Source organism: Bartonella sp. MR90HLJMH, from assembly GCF_042194115.1.
Taxonomy (GTDB): domain Bacteria; phylum Pseudomonadota; class Alphaproteobacteria; order Rhizobiales; family Rhizobiaceae; genus Bartonella; species Bartonella grahamii.
The window spans coordinates 262,232-282,638 of the sequence record NZ_JBHIMM010000001.1; the positions used below are offsets into that span (position 1 = coordinate 262,232).

At 38.2% G+C, this 20,407-nt stretch carries 17 protein-coding genes; 12 read left to right on the forward strand and 5 right to left on the reverse strand.

The features are described from left to right. Positions 1 to 28 precede the first annotated feature (28 nt). A complete protein-coding gene (locus ACFIJ9_RS01020; protein ID WP_375635427.1) occupies positions 29 to 1,015 on the forward strand; it encodes an Hsp33 family molecular chaperone in 987 nt (328 codons plus the stop codon). A 1,117-nt stretch (positions 1,016 to 2,132) separates the two neighbouring features. On the opposite strand, the gene ACFIJ9_RS01025 is transcribed toward ACFIJ9_RS01020, so the two are convergent. From ACFIJ9_RS01025 to ccmA, 5 genes are read right to left on the reverse strand one after another with little or no spacing between them, the layout of a single operon-like run. Next, a complete protein-coding gene (locus ACFIJ9_RS01025; protein ID WP_375635428.1) occupies positions 2,133 to 2,726 on the reverse strand; it encodes a DsbE family thiol:disulfide interchange protein in 594 nt (197 codons plus the stop codon). Continuing rightward, entirely contained in the window at positions 2,701 to 2,952 is a 252-nt protein-coding gene (locus ACFIJ9_RS01030; RefSeq protein WP_375635429.1) for a hypothetical protein, read from the reverse strand. Before ACFIJ9_RS01030 ends, ACFIJ9_RS01025 begins: the two co-directional genes overlap by 26 nt. Then, positions 2,940 to 3,719: a heme ABC transporter permease gene (locus ACFIJ9_RS01035; RefSeq protein ID WP_375635430.1), complete on the reverse strand. Its 780-nt coding sequence runs from the start codon at positions 3,717 to 3,719 to the stop codon at positions 2,940 to 2,942. The genes ACFIJ9_RS01030 and ACFIJ9_RS01035 overlap by 13 nt, the downstream gene beginning before the upstream one ends. 46 nt (positions 3,720 to 3,765) lie before the next feature. After that, positions 3,766 to 4,431, reverse strand: coding sequence for a heme exporter protein CcmB (ccmB, locus tag ACFIJ9_RS01040; RefSeq protein ID WP_375635431.1), 666 nt, complete (start codon positions 4,429 to 4,431; stop codon positions 3,766 to 3,768). Between the two features lie 11 nt (positions 4,432 to 4,442). Then, the gene (gene ccmA / locus ACFIJ9_RS01045; RefSeq protein ID WP_375635432.1) at positions 4,443 to 5,054 is read right to left on the reverse strand and encodes a heme ABC exporter ATP-binding protein CcmA; all 612 of its coding nucleotides are present in this window, start codon (positions 5,052 to 5,054) and stop codon (positions 4,443 to 4,445) included. 297 nt (positions 5,055 to 5,351) lie between these two features. Here ccmA and acnA point away from each other — a divergent pair, with 297 nt between their 5' ends. The 11 genes from acnA (at position 5,352) to gpsA (ending at position 19,842) form a co-directional block, all read left to right on the forward strand. Continuing rightward, positions 5,352 to 8,039: an aconitate hydratase AcnA gene (acnA, locus tag ACFIJ9_RS01050; protein ID WP_375635433.1), complete on the forward strand. Its 2,688-nt coding sequence runs from the start codon at positions 5,352 to 5,354 to the stop codon at positions 8,037 to 8,039. Between the two features lie 237 nt (positions 8,040 to 8,276). Beyond that, positions 8,277 to 8,543: a 30S ribosomal protein S20 gene (rpsT, locus tag ACFIJ9_RS01055; RefSeq protein ID WP_375635434.1), complete on the forward strand. Its 267-nt coding sequence runs from the start codon at positions 8,277 to 8,279 to the stop codon at positions 8,541 to 8,543. A 701-nt stretch (positions 8,544 to 9,244) separates the two neighbouring features. Further along, on the forward strand, positions 9,245 to 10,816 hold the full coding sequence (gene dnaA / locus ACFIJ9_RS01060; protein ID WP_375635435.1) for a chromosomal replication initiator protein DnaA: 1,572 nt from the start codon (positions 9,245 to 9,247) through the stop codon (positions 10,814 to 10,816). A 186-nt stretch (positions 10,817 to 11,002) separates the two neighbouring features. Further along, the gene (gene dnaN, locus ACFIJ9_RS01065) at positions 11,003 to 12,124 is read left to right on the forward strand and encodes a DNA polymerase III subunit beta (RefSeq protein ID WP_375635436.1); all 1,122 of its coding nucleotides are present in this window, start codon (positions 11,003 to 11,005) and stop codon (positions 12,122 to 12,124) included. A gap of 20 nt (positions 12,125 to 12,144) precedes the next feature. Then, a complete protein-coding gene (gene recF, locus ACFIJ9_RS01070; RefSeq protein ID WP_375635437.1) occupies positions 12,145 to 13,278 on the forward strand; it encodes a DNA replication/repair protein RecF in 1,134 nt (377 codons plus the stop codon). 54 nt (positions 13,279 to 13,332) lie between these two features. After that, positions 13,333 to 13,785, forward strand: coding sequence for a type II 3-dehydroquinate dehydratase (gene aroQ, locus ACFIJ9_RS01075; protein ID WP_375635438.1), 453 nt, complete (start codon positions 13,333 to 13,335; stop codon positions 13,783 to 13,785). Positions 13,786 to 13,918: 133 nt separating this feature from the next. Beyond that, a complete protein-coding gene (cyoA, locus tag ACFIJ9_RS01080; RefSeq protein WP_273787465.1) occupies positions 13,919 to 14,890 on the forward strand; it encodes a ubiquinol oxidase subunit II in 972 nt (323 codons plus the stop codon). 75 nt (positions 14,891 to 14,965) lie between these two features. Continuing rightward, positions 14,966 to 16,984 carry a cytochrome o ubiquinol oxidase subunit I gene (gene cyoB / locus ACFIJ9_RS01085; protein WP_375619283.1) on the forward strand — a complete coding sequence of 673 codons (2,019 nt, stop codon included), beginning with the start codon at positions 14,966 to 14,968 and terminating at the stop codon, positions 16,982 to 16,984. Then, entirely contained in the window at positions 16,981 to 17,649 is a 669-nt protein-coding gene (locus tag ACFIJ9_RS01090) for a cytochrome (ubi)quinol oxidase subunit III (protein WP_375635439.1), read from the forward strand. The genes cyoB and ACFIJ9_RS01090 overlap by 4 nt, the downstream gene beginning before the upstream one ends. Then, the gene (gene cyoD / locus ACFIJ9_RS01095; RefSeq protein ID WP_375635440.1) at positions 17,649 to 18,437 is read left to right on the forward strand and encodes a cytochrome o ubiquinol oxidase subunit IV; all 789 of its coding nucleotides are present in this window, start codon (positions 17,649 to 17,651) and stop codon (positions 18,435 to 18,437) included. The genes ACFIJ9_RS01090 and cyoD overlap by 1 nt, the downstream gene beginning before the upstream one ends. A 397-nt stretch (positions 18,438 to 18,834) precedes the next feature. Next, on the forward strand, positions 18,835 to 19,842 hold the full coding sequence (gene gpsA, locus ACFIJ9_RS01100) for an NAD(P)H-dependent glycerol-3-phosphate dehydrogenase (protein ID WP_375635441.1): 1,008 nt from the start codon (positions 18,835 to 18,837) through the stop codon (positions 19,840 to 19,842). Positions 19,843 to 20,407 lie beyond the last annotated feature (565 nt).

The window sequence follows — 20,407 nt, forward strand, 5'->3', positions numbered from 1 at the left end:
CAACAAATTATATAAAAAAGGCAAAGCTATGAGTAAACAAGCTAAAGATGAAGCCTCTCTCAATAACAACTTCTTGCATGAAGATGATACTGTTGTTCCCTTTCAAGTCGAAGAACTTGATATTCGTGGACGTGCCGTACAACTTGGAGAAACTTTAAATTCTATTCTTAACAGACATCAATACCCTGAACCGGTTTCCTATCTTCTAGCAGAAGCTTTACTTTTAACTGTTTTGCTTGGAACTTCTCTAAAGCTTACGGGAAAATTTATTTTACAAACTCATTCAGATGGACCGGTTAATATGTTGGTATGCGATTTTTCGCCTCCTTCCAGTTTACGTGGATATGCTCGTTTTGATAAAGAACAGCTTAAACAAGCCATGGACAATAATCAAATCTCTTCAGAAACCCTTTTAGGGAAAGGCACTTTAGCCTTCACAATTGATCAAGGTCCCCATATGCAGCCCTATCAAGGGATAGTTGCATTAGATGGATCAAATTTACAAGAAACTTCTCGTATTTATTTTGATCAATCAGAACAAATTCCTACCGATATCCGTTTGGCTGTTGCTATATTAATTAATCGTGACCAACAAGGAAAAACGCAGAAAAGCTGGCGAGCTGGAGGTATTTTGATCCAACTTTTACCCCAAGAATTGTCTCATCATAAAATAGATACCCCTCATCAAACGCGAGAAAAAACGAAAACCCATAGCCAATTGGATAACCAATGGCAGGAAGCTAAAATACTCATGGCAACGATTGAAAGTTCAGAATTAACAGATCCCCAAGTTGGTAGTAAACAGCTCTTGTTCCGTCTTTTTCATGAACAAGGTGTTAGAGTTTTTAATCCTTTTTCTCTTGTCGATCAATGTTCTTGTTCACACGAAAAAATTAAAGGAATCCTAGAAGGATTTTCGATTGATGAACGCAATAAAATGGTTAAAAATAAATATATTTCAGTCACATGTGAATTTTGCTCAAAAACGTATTGTTTTACACCACAAGAATTTTAGAAGAAAAAACATAATCAAATATTTTTCATAAAAAAATGATGATTGCAACAAAAGCCTATTTTATTTGCGTCATAAAAGTTTACCTATAAGCTCATATGAACTTCTAGAATATTTCTTGTCTTAGAGTTTTTTAATGTATACGAGTGATCTTTCTGTTGAAATCAGTAATCACGTCACCGAGTGCTTAAAAAAGAGTTCTCTGTAAAATATATTTTCTCCTCTCGAAAAAGCTTCTTGTTTATTTTTTCATCTCAAAAGCTTATTTCTTACAATGAATTCTTTTATAATATTCATTGATAGATTGATCATGTACTTATAACTTATCTTCTCTGTTAAATGAGATTTTTTGATTGTAGTCATATTTTCTTACTCGAATTTATCTTATTAAAAGTCAAAAAAGCTTATTAGTTGTAATCATAAGATAAATTATCGAAAGAATAAGAATGTATAGACTCAATATGGGCTTTATGGAGTCTATTACGAACAGATAGTGTAATGGGAATAAATATACCAATAACGCTGCGAAGGAATGGATTTGTTATTTTATAAAGATGAAAATAGTGGTGAAGTCCCCTCATAACAATGTGCATTTCAGATAAAAAAGCGGAGACAGAACACTATATGATTTTGAAAATAATAGTTGGTTGCTTTCACTAATCTAACGATGTTTCTATAGCAATATTGTTTTGTCCAAATAATCAAAAATAAAGTTCCAAAACAGATATTTAATCGCTAAAAAAATGAAAACTACTTAAATTTTTGTTATATTTGGGAGGTTTGCTCTACAGATATTTCTTTGCACATGTTTTTGAATCAACAATGGTAATGCTCTTGTCAAATTTTCCTAAGAAGAATGAGGATCCGTATAAATAAAGTAGCATACATAGCATGATAAAACGTTATGTTTTTACAAACCTGCATTATTGTATTTTTCAACTTAAAATATTGCCAATTATTTTCACGTTTAGACAATTCATAAGGGGTATTTTTAGTCTTTATCTTAAATGTTTTTTTGATTCAACATATAGAAATTTTAAAAAACACTCATAGTATACGGTATTTTCAGTTAATAGATAGAAATGGTAAATTACTATTTATAAATCAATATTTTGATATTTTATTTTTCTTCTGTCATGATCGCTTGTTTAATTTTTGGTAGAATTTTTTTTTGATAAATTTGCCATGTTAAGGGACCAACATGTTTGGCAATGATGATGCTCTCTTTATTCAAGAGAAAGGTTTCTGGGGGTCCATATATTCCCCAATCAATAGCTGTATATCCTGAAACATCAAAGCCAATAAATTTAAAAGGATTACCAAAACTGTTTAAAAAGCGCAGGGCGTTTGTTTTGTTATCTTTATAATTAATACCAATCAGATCAAAACGTCTATCTTGTGCAATTTTCATAAGAATAGGATGCTCTTCGCGACAGGGCAAACACCAAGAGCCCCAAAAATTGATCAACGTGACACGTCCCTTAAACTGTTTTGAATTGAGATAACTTTCTTTATCAAGAAGAGGAAGATGAATATTGGGAGCAGGTTTTTCAGCTAATGCGTTTGGGAGAAGAGAAGAATCTTGAAGGTTTTTTTTATCCATAAAGTTGAAAAAAAGCACCACGAGAAGAAGAAAAAGCACAAATGGTCCAAAAAAAACAAGCAGAACAGGCAAAGATATATTTTTTTTAAGTTTTGGAGGGATGTTTTTCATTATACTTTTCTTTTTGTGACAACTCTTTTTTGTTTAGCTGTTGGAGAATTTTTTTTTGGTATAGCGCTTTGCAAAGAATATATCCAATAAGACATAAGAGGGATATTGCAGAAAGCACATAGCTTAAAACAACAATTTGCTCGTGTTTAAGGGTGCTAAGGAAAAAATCAATTTTCTGAGATAGATTTCCTAAAAGTCCGCCCTGGATGCCATTTAGGTCGAGCATGATGAAGAGTCCTGTTGTTGTGCACGACGGGATTTTTTAATCTGAAGTATTCGAATATAATGATTATTGATTTCATTTCGCATAGCCATCAAATAGAGTGCAATAAACATAAAGATAAAACAAAATAGCATTGTTATAAGGGGCCATAACATAGCATTGTCGATTGTTGATCCTCCAGCACGTAACAATGATGCTGGTTGATGCAATGTATTCCACCAATTAACGGAAAATTTAATAACAGGAATATTAACAAATCCAACAAGTGTAAGAATTGCAGTAGCGCGAGCGGCTTTTACTTGGTTGTCAAAAGCACGTCCAAGCAGGATAATGGAAAGATAGATAAAAAGCAGAATTAAAACTGATGTTAACCGTGCATCCCAGACCCACCATGTTCCCCATGTAGGTCGCCCCCAAAGTGCTCCTGTCATGAGAGCCAATGCGGTAAAAATCGCTCCAATAGGCGCTCCACATTTAAGTGCCACATCAGCAAGATGATATTTCCAAATCAGATTTCCTAATGCTGCTGCACTCATCGTTACATAACAGAATGTAGACAACCACGCAAAGGGTACATGAAGGTACATAATCTTAACAGTAATGCCTTGTTGATAGTCATCAGGGGAATACATCACCAGAATAAGTCCTAAAATAAGGAAACACAATGTTATGCCGGCCAACCAAGGTAAGACGATACTGCTTATTTTCATGAAAAGGATGAAACTTGCAGGGAGTGACCTGATTTTATATGGACGAGATAGTTCATTCATGAAATTCATAATAGGCAGAGTTTTGCTATGCGGCAATCATCTTTTATTATTCTGATAAAAGTTTAAGCGTTATCGCAGCAACAAAAGAGCCAAAGAGACTCAAAAGAAGTGAAAAAGCGCTGAGAAGAGCCAAGGACGTGAGAAAAGAAATATTTGGATTTATTGGGGCTGTAGCAGCCGAGACACCAAAAATCATAATTGGAATGACCCACGGCAAGATAATGATAAAAATAAGCAGAGTACTGTGCAACAATGAGGTTGCCAGTGCCGCGCCTATGGCGCCAATAAAAATAATGGCTGGTGTTCCGCATAAAAGGGTAAGTATTGTTGTAAAAGTTATTGTTACATCTAAATGGAGCATGAGGGCTAAAATAGGTGTAGCAAAAATAAGAGGAAGCATTGTTCCTACCCAATGGGCAAGACATTTGGTAAAAACAATTAGTGTAAAACTTTGTCTTTTTCCTGAAAGGATAAATTGGTCGAGATTACCATCATCGCGATCGATTTGGAAAAGTTTGTTTAGATTGAGGAGTCCTGCAAGAAGGGCTCCAAACCACAATATACCTGGCCCTATTTGTGCAAGAATTTTGGGATCTGGTCCAATGGCAAAGGGGGTTATGACAACAACAGCGATAAAAAATAATAGTCCTGTTAGTGAAGAGGCTTGTGGCGCTAATAATAGTTTAAGGTCACGCCAGAACAGTGCTTTCATTTTATTCTCTCCTAGAGAGGTAAAAATTTTTCCAGAGCGATTTTATGGTTTTCTGGAATACCTAGGGAATTATGAGTTGCAGCGATAATCATACCACCTTGATTGAGATGACGCTGGAAAATACGAGCAAGGAGTTTTTGAGCATGGTTATCAAGTCCAGATATTGGTTCATCTAAAATCCAAAGAGGACGATAGGAGAGCAAAAGGCGAGCAATAGCTACGCGCCTTTGTTGTCCAGTTGACAGAGCTTTAAAGGGTAAATGTTCAAGGTTAGAAAGACCAATATCGGCAAGAACCTCATGCACAAAGCGTAAATGTTGACCGTAAAAATCTGCCCAAAATTGCAAATTGTCAATGACAGATAAGAGAGGTTTCATAGCATTTTGAGGACCAAGATAATGACACGCAGTTGCAACAGGGTATATTTGATTATGGTCTTTAAGTATTATATGACCTTCAGCAGCTTCAAGAAGACCGACAATGATTCGGAGTAATGTAGATTTTCCGATACCATTAGGACCGGTGATTGTCATCAGTTGCTGTGAAAATAAACAAAAAGAAAGACCTTTAAACAGAATTTCCTCGTTTCTGTAAGCGGCTAAATCTTTGCCTGATAACACCATGTGATTGCCTATTTTGTTTTTATTTTCATATTCTTTATTGCATTATAGAATAAAAAACACATTTTTTGTGCAATTGTACCTAGAATAGTTCTAGAAATAGTTCTATAAGAGATACCTTACATCAATATCTGGTGTAAAATGGTTTCTGGCGCTGATTTCCGCATTTGCCTACGAGAGGGTGGAGGGGGAAATGGATGGCGGAGGTGATTGCGTCTGCGCTCAAGCTGCGACCTTGACTCGTAGTTTGTGTTGTTCATTCCTGGAAATTGGGTGGTTATAGTATGAGGGTGGACAGTCATGACTCAAATTGATAGCTTTAATTGTCGCAGAGTATTAAATGTTGGTGGCAAAGAATATACTTATTATAGCTTGATCGAAGCGGAGAAGAATGGTCTTGAAGGTGTTTCTCGGTTACCGTTTTCGATGAAAGTTATTCTCGAAAATTTATTGCGATTTGAAGATGGTCGCACAGTTAAAAAAGAGGATATCCTCAATGTTGCTAAGTGGTTAAACGACAAAGGGAGCGCTGGGGCAGAAATTGCTTACCGTCCTGCACGTGTTCTTATGCAGGATTTTACAGGTGTTCCAGCAGTTGTTGATCTTTCTGCAATGCGTGATGCTATGGTTAAACTTGGCGGTAACGCTGAAAAAATCAATCCTCTCATTCCCGTTGATCTCATCATTGATCACTCAGTTATTGTTGATGCTTTTGGCAATTCCATGGCTTTTAAGGAAAACGTTGAGCATGAATATGAACGCAATGGTGAACGCTATCGTTTCCTTAAATGGGGGCAGCAAGCCTTTCAAAATTTTCGCGTTGTTCCTCCAGGAACAGGGATTTGTCATCAGGTTAACCTAGAATATTTAGCACAATGTGTATGGATGAAGAATGAAGAGGGCTGTGAGACGATTTATCCTGACACCTGTGTGGGAACTGATTCGCATACGACTATGGTTAATGGTTTAGGGGTTTTAGGTTGGGGTGTTGGTGGTATTGAAGCAGAAGCAGCAATGTTAGGCCAACCTGTTTCTATGTTGTTACCTGAAGTGATTGGTTTTCGTCTAACAGGTAAACTTAAAGAAGGTGTAACAGCCACCGATCTCGTATTGACTGTGACTCAAATGCTACGCCGGAAGGGTGTTGTCGGTAAATTTGTTGAGTTTTTTGGTCCTGGTTTGGAGCAGATGACGCTTGCTGATCGGGCAACGATTGGAAATATGGCACCTGAATATGGAGCAACGTGTGGTTTTTTCCCAATTGATAAGGAGACAGTGCGTTATCTCAATATGACAGGGCGTGATGAAAATCGGATTGCCTTAGTAGAAGCTTACACCAAAGCACAAGGGATGTGGCATGACGAAATGGTGGCTCATCCCATTTTTAGTGATACAATTGAATTGGATATGGGAACTGTTGTTCCTTCTATGGCTGGTCCTAAACGTCCTGAAGGACGTATTGCATTGGAAAACGTTGGGCAGGGTTTTGAGAAGGCATTGGTCGAAGACTATAAGAAGACTTCTGAACAAAATAAGCGTTATCGGGTCGAGGGTGAAGAATATACGCTTGGTCACGGTGATGTGGTGATCGCTGCGATTACGTCGTGTACGAATACATCGAATCCAAGTGTTCTTATTGCAGCGGGTCTTTTGGCAAGAAATGCAGTGGCAAAAGGTCTCAAGAGCAAACCATGGGTAAAAACTTCTCTTGCACCAGGTTCACAAGTCGTTGAAGCTTACCTGCAAAACTCGGGTCTGCAAAAAGATTTAGATGCATTAGGATTTAACTTAGTAGGATTTGGGTGCACAACATGTATTGGGAATTCTGGTCCTTTGCATCCAGCTATTTCCAAAACGATTAATGACAATGGTATAATTGCATCTGCAGTTCTTTCGGGAAATCGTAATTTTGAAGGGCGTGTTTCCCCTGATGTGCAAGCGAATTATTTAGCTTCACCACCGTTAGTTGTTGCACATGCGCTCATCGGGACGGTGTGTAAAGATTTAACCAAGGAACCTCTTGGTGAAGATTCAAATGGCCAACCCATTTATTTGAGAGATATTTGGCCAACCTCTCAAGAAATACAGGAATTCATCGAAAAAAATGTCACGCGTAAGGTTTTTGCTGAAAAGTATGCAGATGTTTTTAAGGGAGATGAAAATTGGCAAAAAGTTCAGATTCCTACGGGTTCTACCTATTCTTGGGATGAGCAATCCACTTATGTACGCAATCCACCTTATTTCGATGATATGCAGAAAATACCTGATATCTTACCAGATATTAAAGATGCACGGATTTTAGGTTTATTTGGTGATAAAATCACGACGGATCATATTTCTCCTGCTGGTTCTATTAAAGCAGCTTCTCCTGCCGGAAAATATTTAATGGATCATGGTGTTAAAGTGGCTGATTTTAATCAGTATGGAACGCGTCGTGGGAATCATGAAGTTATGGTGCGTGGGACCTTTGCCAATATTCGCATTCGTAATTTCATGTTGGGGGAAAATGGTCGAGAAGGAGGTTATACGGTTCATTATCCGTCAGCGGTAGAACAAGCCATTTACGATGCAGCAATGGCGTATAAACAAGAAGGTACTCCACTTGTTGTTTTTGCTGGTATTGAATATGGCAATGGATCATCGCGCGATTGGGCAGCCAAAGGTACCAATCTTCTTGGTATAAAAGCAGTGATTGTACAGTCTTTTGAAAGGATTCATCGCTCTAATCTTGTTGGTATGGGCATTGTTCCCTTTGTCTTTGAGGAGGGTGTAAGTTGGAAATCTTTAGGCTTAAAGGGAGATGAAAAGGTGACAATTGAAGGAATTCATAACTTGAAACCTCGTCAAAAGACAGTAGCGAAAATTACTTTTTCTGATGGTACGATAAAAACCGCTCCGTTATTATGCCGTATCGATACTGAAGATGAGCTAGATTATTTGCATCATGGGGGAATTTTGCAATATGTCTTGCGTAAGTTAGCTGTTTAAATTCTTTTGTTTGTTAAGGAATATCTATTATTAAGCTATAAAGTTGCGGATCAAAGAGTTTGGCTTCGTTTTTTTATGACTATCTTTGAAAATCTAATTGACGTTAGCTTTGGGATTGCGCTATAAGCCACACAGTTATAGGCAGCTTTATAGTTTTGCTTGGGTTGAATTTATTTATATTGGTAGAGTTGTTCTTTAGACTCATTTTACCAAGGTGTTGAAAGAGAGATTATATTTATGGCGAATACACCTTCTGCTCGAAAAGCGGTGCGCAAGGTTGCGGCACGCACACAGGTTAATAGGGCCCGTCGTTCGCGCGTTCGTACCTTTATACGTAAGTTTGATGATGCTTTAGCGGGTGGCGATAAGGCATCTGCAGAGATTGCATTTAAGAATTTTGAGCCTGAAATTATGCGTGCGGTTTCTAAAGGGGTTTTTCATAAAAATGCTGCTGCGAGGAAAGTATCGCGTTTAGCTAAACGTTTGAAGGTTCTCAGCGTTTAAGCTTTTTCTCCTTTATTGAGAATCAAGCCAGTATCCATGAGGATGCTGGCTTTTTGTTTATTATTTCAAAAAGTTTCTATCGAAAATAAGAATCGATAATGATTCTCCTCTTGAAAAAGGAGAGAAAGTTTATAGGGGGGAGTATGGTTATCCACAAGCTTTGTGGATTTTTACAGAGTCTTTTTTGTCAAGCATTTTATTTTTTTTTTTTAATCTGAAGAGATTTTTTAATTGTTGGTAAATTTAGAGAAAAAAAATGAATTGAATCAATATTTTTTTCATTCCTCATTGATACAAGCATTTTTTTCTGGTTTTTTGATTTTATTTTGACCTCTTGCATTTTACCTCTGCTGTTTTGTATGGTTCTTATGAAGACTAAAAAGCATGAAGGGGTCACACCAGCACATTGTTCTATATTTTGTTGAGTACAAGATGTTTTGACTTAGGCTTTTCGAAGCTTTTGTTCTGGAAAGGTTTTCTGACGATTTTTTAGTTTTCTGAATAGATATGTTTACCATTTTAGAAGAGTGGGTCATATCATGAGTGCAAGTAAATCTTATTGGTCATCTTTGTTAGTGGGGTTGTGATGAGGCTATCCTAGGGGAGGGTGAGTAATCTTATTTGGGGTAGGGCGTTTTGCCTTCGCTAGATTTATTTTAGCTGTTTGGCAGGACAAAATTTTATTTTTATCAGGATGGAAGATGGTGGATAAATTGAACTCTAAAGCTAGTTCCTTTAAAAGGGTTTCGGTGAATATCCTGTCAGCAGAGAACATAATAAAGAATAGGATGACGGAGAGTGATGAGGATGTTCGTAGAAATGCTTCTATAGGGCATTCTATTGTTTCAGAGGAGGAAAGTGCGGCGGCTTTTATACGTGTTATGGCGCAATTAAAGGTGCAGGTTGGTGTTGAGGCTTATACCAGTTGGTTTGGACGTGTGAAGCTTGCTGAATATAGCCATACTCTTGTAAAGCTTTCTGTTCCTACTGCTTTTTTACGTTCATGGATTAATAATCACTATGGTTCTCTTTTGACTCATTTATGGAAACAAGAGAATTCAGCAATTCTTCGTGTTGAAGTTATTGTTCGTGGTATGGAACGCGTTTCAAGAGACGTCGTTTGTAAAAGAAGTGTTCCTTCTGTTGTGCTAGAGGAGCAGGCGACTTCATCTTTTGTTGAAAGTTGTGCAGAGCATTCAGTTAAGAGTTCTCAAACGGGAGTTTTTGGATCTCCGCTTGATTCGCGCTATACTTTTGAAAGTTTTGTTGAGGGGGCTTCTAATCGTGTTGCTTTAGCAGCTGCGCGTTCAATTGCGGAGGGGCATAAAAGTGCTTTGCGTTTTAATCCTCTTTTTATTCACGCATCTGTTGGTTTAGGAAAAACACATTTGCTTCAGGCAATTGCTGCTTCTGCATTGAAGCGTTTAACGTCTGCGCGCGTTATTTATTTAACTGCTGAATATTTTATGTGGCGTTTTGCAACAGCTATTCGTGATAATGATGCTCTTTCTTTTAAAGAACAGCTTCGTGATATCGACCTTTTGATTATTGATGATATGCAGTTTTTGCAGGGTAAGTCGATACAACATGAGTTTTGCCATTTGCTTAATATGTTGCTTGATAGTGCAAAACAAGTTGTTGTCGCTGCAGATCGTCCGCCAGCAGAATTAGAATCGCTTGATCTTCGCGTTCGTTCTCGTCTTCAGGGAGGGGTAGCCCTTGAAATTGAAGCACCAGATTATGAAATGCGTTTGCAAATGTTGCGCCAGCGGTTGAAGGTGGCACAACAAGATGATGGCATGGTATCAATTTCTGATGATATCTTGGAATATATTGCGAAAACGGTTTTAGGGTCGGGGCGTGATATTGAAGGTGCATTTAATCAGCTCTTGTTTCGTCAATCTTTTGAGTCTGATTTATCTTTAGAGCGGATTGATGAGTTATTAGGTCACTTGACACGTCCTGGTGAACCTAAGCGCATTCGGATTGAAGAAATTCAGCGTACGGTAGCACGTCATTATAATGTTTCTAAACAGGACTTGTTATCTAATCGTCGAACACGTACGGTTGTGAAGCCACGGCAAGTTGCAATGTATTTAGCAAAAGTATTAACTCCTCGCTCGTTGCCAGAAATTGGGCGTCGTTTTGGTGGGCGTGATCATACAACAGTTTTACACGCTGTGCGTAAAATTGAAGATTTGGTTTGTGGTGATCAGACCTTGGCTAAGGAACTTGAATTGCTTAAGCGGTTGATTGGAGAACAGGCTGTATAGTGTTTATTGTTTCTTTCTTTGGAGAAACTTTAAAGAATTTAATGAAAAGATTTATTTTTTCTTATGCAGGAGTGGCTTGCCATTTTAAGAGAGGTTTAATAAAGTCTAGCAGGCGATTCTTTGAAGAGGATCTATTTTTAATGCTAAGGAATTCTTATAGTTTTTAGTAAATCATACGGGGCTTTTATGCGTATTACAGTTGATCGCAGTCAATTTCTCAAGTCTCTTGGTCGGGTTCACCGTGTGGTAGAGCGCCGTAATACTGTTCCTATTTTATCGAATGTGCTGATTGATGCAGAAAATGGTTCTGTGCAGTTAAAAGCAACAGACCTTGATTTAGAGGTTACGGAATCTTTTGCAGTTAATGTTAAACAAGCTGGAGCAACAACTGTTCCAGCACATTTGCTCTATGATATCATTCGAAAACTTCCTGATAGCAATGAAGTTGTATTATCCGTCGATGAGAATCAGGCAGCTACAATGTCCGTTGTTTCGGGTTGTGCACATTTTCAGCTTCAATGTCTTCCGAAGGCAGATTTTCCAGAGTCGCTTCCTGGGCAGTTTGGTTATCGTTTTTCTCTATCGGCATCAAGCTTAAAACATTTACTTGATTGTACGCAGTTTGCTATTTCTACTGAAGAAACCCGTTATTATCTTAATGGTATTTATTTACATGTTATTAATGACGGTGTTTTGAAATTGCGTTTGGTTGCAACTGATGGTCATCGTTTGGCACAAGTTGAGATGGAAGCTCCTTCAGGAGTTGAGGGAATGCCCGGTGTTATTGTCCCCCGTAAAGCTGTAGGAGAATTGCAAAAACTTCTTTCAGAAGAAAATGATAGCGATGTATGTATAGAGCTTTCAGAGACAAAGATTCGTTTTTCTGTAGGTTCTGTGATTTTTACATCAAAATTAATTGATGGAACATTTCCGGATTATCAACGTGTTATCCCTCTTGGAAATGATAAAGAATTAATAGTTAATAGGCAGGACTTTTCTTCTGCAGTTGATCGTGTTTCAACGATTTCAAGTGATCGGGGGCGTGCAGTTAAATTAACGATTGAGCACGGACAGTTAAGGCTTGTTGTTAATAGCCCAGATTCGGGCAGTGCAGAAGATCAATTATCAGTAACTTATGCATCTGAACCGCTTGAGATAGGATTTAATTCACGTTATCTTTTGGATATTGCTGGGCAGCTTTCAAGTGACGAGATGGTTTTTATGTTGGCTGAGGCTGGAGCACCAGCTCTGATTCGTGATAATGATGATGTGGATGTGCTCTATGTACTGATGCCTATTCGCGTTTAGGGGCAATTGTTTTGCAATGCATGGCCAGTCATGTGCACAAAGTGGCAGTGAGGCAGCTGAAGCTTTTACGTTATCGCAATTATCCTTTTTTCAATATTCATTTTTCTGGTCAGCATGTGGTTTTTACCGGCCATAACGGTGCTGGTAAGACGAATCTTTTGGAGGCGTTATCTTTTCTTTCTCCTGGTCGTGGTTTGCGGCGTGCTGCTTATTCTGACGTTAGCTTTGTAGATGGTGACGGTGGAGGATTTGTTGTATTTGCGCGTCTTGAATGCGCTCTTTATGGTGAAGTAAAGATTGGTACAGCTTTGGAGGTTAGCGATAACAGTCGAAAAGTCCATATTAATGGTGTAAATGAGTCGGGTGATTGCCTAACAGATTATTGTCATATTAGTGTCCTAACACCATCCATGGATGGTCTTTTTACAGGTCCTTCGCTTGAGCGCCGTAGTTTTTTGGATCGTATGGTTTTGGCGATTGATCCCTTGCATAGGCGCCGCATAGCCGATTATGATAGAGCTATGCGCGCACGTAATCGTTTGTTTTTAGATGGAAATGAAGATTATGCTTGGTTTGATGCTTTAGAAAAGCAGATGGCAGAACTGGCGACAGCTATTTCTGCGGCGCGTGTTGATGTTATTCGTCTTTTAAATGATATGTTTACACAAATGCCATCACAGATACCTTTTCCACGAGCTTTTTTGCAAATTGATGGTTTTTTGGAAACAGCTCTTAGTGAAATATCAGCAATTGAAGTTGAAGAGCAATTTTGTGATCGATTGCGGCATAATCGCGCAATGGACCGTGCTGCTGGGCGGACGTTAGAAGGACCACATCGCGCAGATTTGCAGGTTTTTTATGCTGATAAAAATATGGGAGCCGCATCGTGTTCAACAGGTGAACAAAAAGCGCTGCTGACAGGTTTAGTTTTGTGTCATGCACGTCTAACAGGTATGATGTCGGAAAAAGCTCCTATTCTTCTTCTTGATGAAATGGCTGCTCATCTTGATTCGCATCGACGTGCTGCTTTATTTGATATTCTTGATGATTTAGCTGTACAAACATTTATGACAGGAACAGATCGTCTTTTATTTGATGACTTAAAAGGACGCGCAGAATTCTTTGAGATTAAGGATGGGGCTTTATTGTCGTAAAAACATGCTAAATATTTTTTTAATAAGTGATAGGTCTAAAAGAAAAGGCATGCTATGTCTGAGGTGATAACGATTTTAAATGGTCCTAATTTAAATTTTCTAGGTCAACGTGAGCCAGAAATTTATGGAACTGAGACTCTGGAAGATATTGAAAAAAGATGCAGAGAATGGGCAAAAAAAAATGATATCGTAATAAATTTTTATCAAAGTAACTGTGAAGGGCAGTTGGTAGCATGGATACAAGAAGCAATAGAGGCAAGTTCTGGATTGATCATTAACCCAGCGGCTTACAGTCATACATCTGTTGCACTTCTTGATGCCCTAAAAATGTTTTCAGGGCCGAAAGTAGAAGTTCATTTATCTCATATTTACCAGCGTGAAGCTTTTCGTCACCACTCTTATACATCTGCAGGTGTAGACGCTATCATAACTGGGTGTGGAGGTGATGGATATTGGTTTGCACTTGAATATATTGCAAAACAATTAAGCAAAACAATTAAATTGTGATAGGTAAAGAATAAGCGTTTGATAAGAGTAATATAGGCATTGAATTCACTTGATAATTATTTTCAAATCTGTACAATATGAGGTATATATATTTTATGACAATTTTTGGTGCATATGACGGGGGTAAATAGAGATGAAAAGCTTTGTTCGACAATTAGAAATGCTTGTGATTTTAGGGGGAGCACTGCTTTTATCTGGTTGTAAAATTGATGTTATACAGCCATCAGGTTATGTTGCACGTCAACAGCTCATTTTGATAGTTGTTTGTGTGGTGGTGATGCTTTGTGTTGTCATCCCAGTTATGGTGAGTGTGGTGTTTTTAGCTATAAAATATCGCGCATCGAATATGAAAGCGGACTATTCTCCTGATTGGGCGCATTCAAATAAAATTGAAGCGTTGATGTGGGGTATTCCAATTGTAATTGTAATGGTTTTAGGTTCATTAACAGCTTATTATACTTATAAGCTGGAACCTACAAATCCTCTCCCAGTGGAAGTTGTAGGTGAAGGAAAGCCATTACAGATTGATGCCGTTTCTCTTGATTGGAAATGGCTTTTTATTTATCCTGAATATGGTGTTGCATCGATTAATGAGATTTATGCGCCTGAAGGACGTCAGGTTTTATTGCAATTGACGTCAGAGAATTCTGTCAATGCTTTTTGGGTCCCCAAACTGGGTACAGTTCTTTACGCTATGCCGCAGATGAATGCTAAGTTGCATTTGGTCGCTGAAGAGCAAGGAGTATTCAAAGGAACCTCAGCAAATTACAGTGGTGATGGTTTTTCGAGTATGCGGTTTAAGTGGCATTCTGTGTCTTTGCAGGACTTTGAGGATTGGATTGTAAAAGCTCGGGCTAATGGTCGAGTACTTGATCGTGCATCTTATCGTCAACTTTCTATTGCGCCTCGTATGGGTGATATTGCTGCGAAGAAAAAAGATGCTGAAGTTCGTTATTTTGCACCTGTTGAGAAGCGCCTTTACTATCGTGTTGTTAATCGATGTGTCGATGAAAATACGGTATGTAATGAGGATTTAATGAAACGTGCTGCTGCTCAGACTCTATGGGGTGCACTATGTTCAGTATTTGATCCTGATGTTATTTAAAGGGTCAGTAAAGAAAGAGCCCTTTTAACATAAGGTTTCTTTTAAACTTGAATTTCATTTGAAATGGGTTGAGAAATGTTTGGAAGACTTACAGATCCTACGGCAGGTGCTTTTCATGCACTTGCACATGAGCCGATCGTTTTATACACGTGTATTGCGATTGTTGTGGTTGGTTTAATTGCTGTTGTTGCTCTAACAGCACTTGGGTGGTGGGGGATTCTATGGCGAAATTGGATTACAACTGTTGACCATAAACGCATAGGCATTATGTACATAGTTCTTGGAATTATTATGCTTGTTCGCGGTTTTGCGGACGCACTCATGATGCGAACACATCAAGCTTTAGCTCTTGGGAGTGAAAGTGCAGGTTATTTGCCCCCTGACCATTTTGATCAAATTTTTTCGGCGCATGGCACTATCATGATTTTTTTCATGGCTACGCCTATTTTATTTGGCCTTTTTAATTATCTTATACCGCTTCAAATTGGTGCGCGTGATGTTGCTTTTCCCTTTGCAAATAATCTAGGTTTTTGGATTACGGCTGCAGGGGCAATATTGATTAACATATCCCTAGGTGTTGGGAATTTTGGTCGTGGTGGCTGGTTGATGTATCCACCTTTTACAGAATTGCAAACGAGTCCAGATACAGGGGTAGACTATTATTTATGGTCACTTCAACTTTCTGGTATAGCGACAACAATGGGGGCGGTCAATTTTGTTGCGACTTTGATTAAGATGCGTGCTCCTGGGATGACGATGATGAGAATGCCTGTTTTTTGTTGGAGCGCTTTTGTTAGCAATGTCCTTATTTTAGTTATTTACCCTGTCTTAACTGTAGCATTTGCACTCTTGGCATGCGATCGTTATTTGGGCATGAATTTCTTTTCCAATGTTGGTGGCGGAAATCCGATGGTATGGATTAACTATGTTTGGGTTTTTGGTCATCCTGAGGTTTATGTTTTGGTTGTTCCTGCTTTTGGAATTGTTTCTGAGGTTGTATCAACTTTTTCTTCAAAACGCCTCTTTGGTTATACTTCGATGATATGGGCCATGTTGGTTATTTTGATTCTTTCGCTTCTTGTTTGGGGACATCATTTCTTCACAATGGGTGGCGGTGAAGCTGTGAATACTTTCTTTGGTATTGCGACAATGATTATTGCCGTTCCAACAGGTGTAAAAGTCTTTAATTGGCTGCTAACTATGTATAAGGGGCGGATTCGCTTTGAGCCTCCAATGCTTTGGTGCATGGGAATGATCTTTACATTTGTTGGTGGTGGATTAACTGGTGTTTTGTTATCTATTGTGCCAGCTGATTGGCAGTTTCATAATTCGTTGTTTTTGGTAGCGCATTTCCATCATACAATTATTGGGGGTGTCGTTTTTGCGTACTTAGCGGGGATTGCATTTTGGTTTCCAAAAGTTTTTGGTTATAAACCAAATCGGGCATTGGGTATTGCATCTTTCTGGTGTTGGTTCATTGGTTTTTACCTTGCCTTTTTCCCAGTCTATGCACTTGGTTTAATGGGTGGGACACGTCGTCTCCAGCATTATATGGAACCTAGTTGGCAACCGATGTTTATGATTGCTGCATTGGGCGCTTTTATTATTTTGCTTGGTATCCTTTGTTTTGTGCTGCAAGTTGTTTTGGCGATTTGGTACGGTATCAAACATAAGGGACGTTTACCTGTAACATTAAATGATTCTTGGGGTGATGCACGGACTCTTGAATGGTCTATCTCTTCACCGCCTCCTTCTTACAATTTTGCAATAGTTCCGAAAATACAGTCTGATGACGCTTATTGGAATATGAAGAAAAGTGGTTATCAACGTCCTACCAGTGGATTTACAAAAATTCATATGCCGTCCAATACATCGGCTGGAATTATTGCGGGATTCTTCTCGTTAGTTGTTGGTTTTGCGCTTGTCTGGCATATTTGGTGGCTTGTTGCGGTCGGCTTGATTGGTTTTATTGCAACGCTTGTGTGTCATTCATTAACAGGTGACCATCATGGTTATTATATTCCGGCTGAAGAAGTACAAAAAACTGAAGATGCCTTTACAGCTGTTCTTAAAGAACAAGGAGTGACAGTATGAGTGCAGTAACAATAAATAATGTGAGTGCTGTGGATGAACATCACCACGATAATAGTTCGGTAATGACGTTTGGTTTTTGGGTCTATATTCTTTCAGATTTGATCCTGTTTTCGACACTTTTTTCAAGTTTTGCTGTTTTTTCTGCTTCTTATGGTGGTGGTAAGGCGGGCAATGAGTTTATTGATTTAAAATTTGTTTTGGTTGAGACTGCTTTCTTGTTGTTTTCATCCGTCACTTATGGTTTTACAATGGTACAAGCACATAAAAATAACATCAGTGGTGTGCGTTTATGGATGGCTATTACCTTTGTATTTGGCTGTTGCTTCATTGGTATGGAACTTTACGAATTTCATGAACTTTTGGGTGAGGTCTTTTATTACGATCCAAATGCTTATGCTGGTATTGATTCTGCAACAGGTTTACAGCTTTTTGGTCGGGAGATTCTCTCTGCTTATTGGTCAGCATTTTTTGCTTTGGTTGGCACCCATGGACTTCACGTAAGTGTTGGTCTTCTTTGGATGGTTGTGATGTTTTTTCATCTTCGTCGTAATGGCTTGGATCAGAACAATAAGACACGTTTAGCATGCCTTTCCATTTTTTGGCATTTACTTGATATTGTATGGGTTGGTGTTTTCACCATGGTTTATCTATTAGGAGCGTTGTGATGAGCATGCAAAATGAAACACATGGTCCCAGTACTGGTTCATATTTAGTCGGTTTTATTCTGGCTGTATTTTTCACTTTGGGTTCTTTTGTTCCTGTGATGTATGGAATGATGGAAAGTTGGGCAGTTAGTACAAAGGTTGCGTATCTTATTGGGATGGCGATTATTCAGATTATAGTACAAATTGTTTTCTTTTTGCACTTGAATTCTGGTCCAGATGCCAAGTGGAATTTAAGCGCGTTGTGGTTTGCTGCTATTTGCGTTTTTGTTATTATTGGGGGAACTTGGTGGGCTATTTCTCATTTGAATTATAATATGATGGGTGGCTCAGGACGTGTTATTGAACCGGAAATATCAAGTAGAGATGATTCTTCAGTATCTGAGCAGTTATCAAACAAAGATATATCCGTAAGAAAACAGCCAGAAAAGATACAGGGCTCAGAAATGCCCATGGGGCAGGGGTTAAGTACGCAAACTCCTGTAGATCAAGTTCCTAGTTCAGAAATGCCCATGGGGCAGGGGCTAAGTACGCAAACTCCTGTAGATCAAGTTCCTGGTTCAGAAATGCCCATGGAGCAGGGGCTAAGTACGCAAACTCCTGTAGATCAAGTTCCTGGTTCAGAAATGCCCATGGGGCAGGGGCTAAGTACGCAAACTCCTGTAGATCAAGTTCCTAGTTCAGAAATGCCCATGGGGCAGGGGCTAAGTACGCAAACTCCTGTAGATCAAGTTCCTAGTTCAGAAATGCCTATGGAGCAGGGGTTAAGTACGCAGTCTCCTGTGGAGTAATTGTTAGAAATACCTGTGGAGCTGATGCGGCGTGTATCAGCTCTTACAAAAAATTCGTAGGATATTAAAGAGGGGTTAAGTGCAAGATATCAGTGGAATGAGTATCATGATTTTGAATGTACTTTTATTTTAAAAGAGAAAGTCCATGGAGTATTGAGTCAAGCTTTAATTTTTGAGACAAATAGCTATTTGTAGAATATACAAAAAGTGATGTCTATGCAATTTACTACAAAGAAAGAGAATGTGAGAAACAAGTTTTTATGCTGTGTGAGATAAGAGCTACGAAGCGGTAACGTTTTTATAATTTACAGAATTTATATTAAAGATAGCATTAAAGTTATTTGTGATAATAATATGCACTTGAAATCAAAAGTTTAGAGAATAATCAGAAAACTTAATGAAAACCGCTGCAATGACAATTATTGGTGCTGGTTCTTTTGGTACTGCATTAGCGATTGCTCTTGCCCGTAATGGTCATAATGTTTTACTTTGGGGATATAATCCTCAACATATCAAAGAATTACAGGAACAACGTTGTAATCAAGTATATTTACCCGATATTCAATTTCCTGAAAATTTATTACTTGAAGCTTCGCTTGAAACTGCAATAGCAGCAAGTCACAATATATTAATCGCTGTTCCAAGCCATGTATTTCATCAAGTTTTGTATAATATTCAGCCTTATTTAGATCAGCATTCACGCGTTATTTGGGCAACAAAAGGTTTAGAACATGGTACCGGACGTTTCTTACAAGAGGTTGCTCGTGAGATTTTAGGTGAAAAAATTCCTTTAGCAGTTTTTTCTGGACCAACTTTTGCTCAAGAACTAGCTATTGGTTGGCCTACTGCAATGACGATAGCAGCTTCTGATGTTGAGTTTGGTAAAGAATTACAGCAATTTTTTCATTGTGACAAAAGTTTTAGAGTTTATAAAAGTTCAGACATGATTGGTGTTCAATTAGGGGGAGCAGTCAAAAATGTTATTGCTATTGGTGCAGGAATATCAGACGGTATGGGGTTTGGGGCAAATGCACGAATAGCTCTCATCACACGAGGACTAGCTGAAATCAGTCGTTTAGGGGGGGCTATGGGTGCTGAGCTTTCCACATTTATGGGAATGACAGGCTTAGGTGATCTGGTTTTGACATGTACTGATAATCAGTCGCGTAATCGTCGTTTTGGAATACTTCTTGGTAAAGGAATAGATATAAAAGAAGCGGAAAAACAAATTGGTCAGGTTGTGGAAGGGTACTTAAATACCAAGGAAGTACATACGTTGGCGCAACGTATTGGGGTAGAAATGCCCATTGTAGAACAAATTTATCAAATTCTCTATTGTGGTAAAAACATAACTGAAGCGGCGCACACATTACTAAGCCGTACTCTTAAGGATGAAATACAATGATATCCTGTTTTTTAATAATTCCAATCGTAAAAAAATAGAAACATGCTATGAAGACATATAAAATAGATTGTATTGATGGTTGTATAAGACAGTCATATTCTAGCAAATTATAGATTCATATCATTCGATTATTTATGAAACATGGCTGAAATATAAAAGTTTTGGCTTTTGTCTAAGAGCTATCTCTTTGAAAATAAATTATCGTTTCCACTTACACATGTTTATGTAATGTAATGAACAAGATATTTTGATTTTCTCTTAAATTCATCTCACAATGATATTTGCAAACAGAATAATACAAGACTCATTAGGTGGAAGCATTTTTTTTATGTAACGTATAAGCTAAAAATATCATTGCTATTATCCAATTTTCAATATTATTTGCTGCGTGTAACAGCGTTTATATCTCGATAGAGGCAGGGATATTGTGTGTTTCTGTTTGTGTAATTCGTTAAAACAAGAAGACAATCTAATTTGGGAAGAAGATGAAATTTTAAAGATAAAAACCAGTTCCCATCTCTACCATCATTTTTAAATTCAGTTTTACGCTATCTAAAGCATATCT

Bases quoted from the DNA above. Each gene is read 5' to 3' on its own strand.
- cyoD (WP_375635440.1), top strand. From the start codon at position 17,649: ATGAGCATGCAAAATGAAACACATGGTCCCAGTACTGGTTCATATTTA.
- dnaA (WP_375635435.1), top strand. From the start codon at position 9,245: ATGGTGGATAAATTGAACTCTAAAGCTAGTTCCTTTAAAAGGGTTTCG.
- dnaN (WP_375635436.1), top strand. From the start codon at position 11,003: ATGCGTATTACAGTTGATCGCAGTCAATTTCTCAAGTCTCTTGGTCGG.
- ACFIJ9_RS01090 (WP_375635439.1), top strand. From the start codon at position 16,981: ATGAGTGCAGTAACAATAAATAATGTGAGTGCTGTGGATGAACATCAC.
- gpsA (WP_375635441.1), top strand. From the start codon at position 18,835: ATGAAAACCGCTGCAATGACAATTATTGGTGCTGGTTCTTTTGGTACT.
- ccmA (WP_375635432.1), bottom strand. From the start codon at position 5,054: ATGGTGTTATCAGGCAAAGATTTAGCCGCTTACAGAAACGAGGAAATT.
- cyoB (WP_375619283.1), top strand. From the start codon at position 14,966: ATGTTTGGAAGACTTACAGATCCTACGGCAGGTGCTTTTCATGCACTT.
- ACFIJ9_RS01025 (WP_375635428.1), bottom strand. From the start codon at position 2,726: ATGAAAAACATCCCTCCAAAACTTAAAAAAAATATATCTTTGCCTGTT.
- cyoA (WP_273787465.1), top strand. From the start codon at position 13,919: ATGAAAAGCTTTGTTCGACAATTAGAAATGCTTGTGATTTTAGGGGGA.
- recF (WP_375635437.1), top strand. From the start codon at position 12,145: ATGGCCAGTCATGTGCACAAAGTGGCAGTGAGGCAGCTGAAGCTTTTA.
- ccmB (WP_375635431.1), bottom strand. From the start codon at position 4,431: ATGAAAGCACTGTTCTGGCGTGACCTTAAACTATTATTAGCGCCACAA.
- ACFIJ9_RS01030 (WP_375635429.1), bottom strand. From the start codon at position 2,952: ATGCTCGACCTAAATGGCATCCAGGGCGGACTTTTAGGAAATCTATCT.
- ACFIJ9_RS01020 (WP_375635427.1), top strand. From the start codon at position 29: ATGAGTAAACAAGCTAAAGATGAAGCCTCTCTCAATAACAACTTCTTG.
- rpsT (WP_375635434.1), top strand. From the start codon at position 8,277: ATGGCGAATACACCTTCTGCTCGAAAAGCGGTGCGCAAGGTTGCGGCA.
- acnA (WP_375635433.1), top strand. From the start codon at position 5,352: ATGACTCAAATTGATAGCTTTAATTGTCGCAGAGTATTAAATGTTGGT.
- ACFIJ9_RS01035 (WP_375635430.1), bottom strand. From the start codon at position 3,719: ATGAATGAACTATCTCGTCCATATAAAATCAGGTCACTCCCTGCAAGT.
- aroQ (WP_375635438.1), top strand. From the start codon at position 13,333: ATGTCTGAGGTGATAACGATTTTAAATGGTCCTAATTTAAATTTTCTA.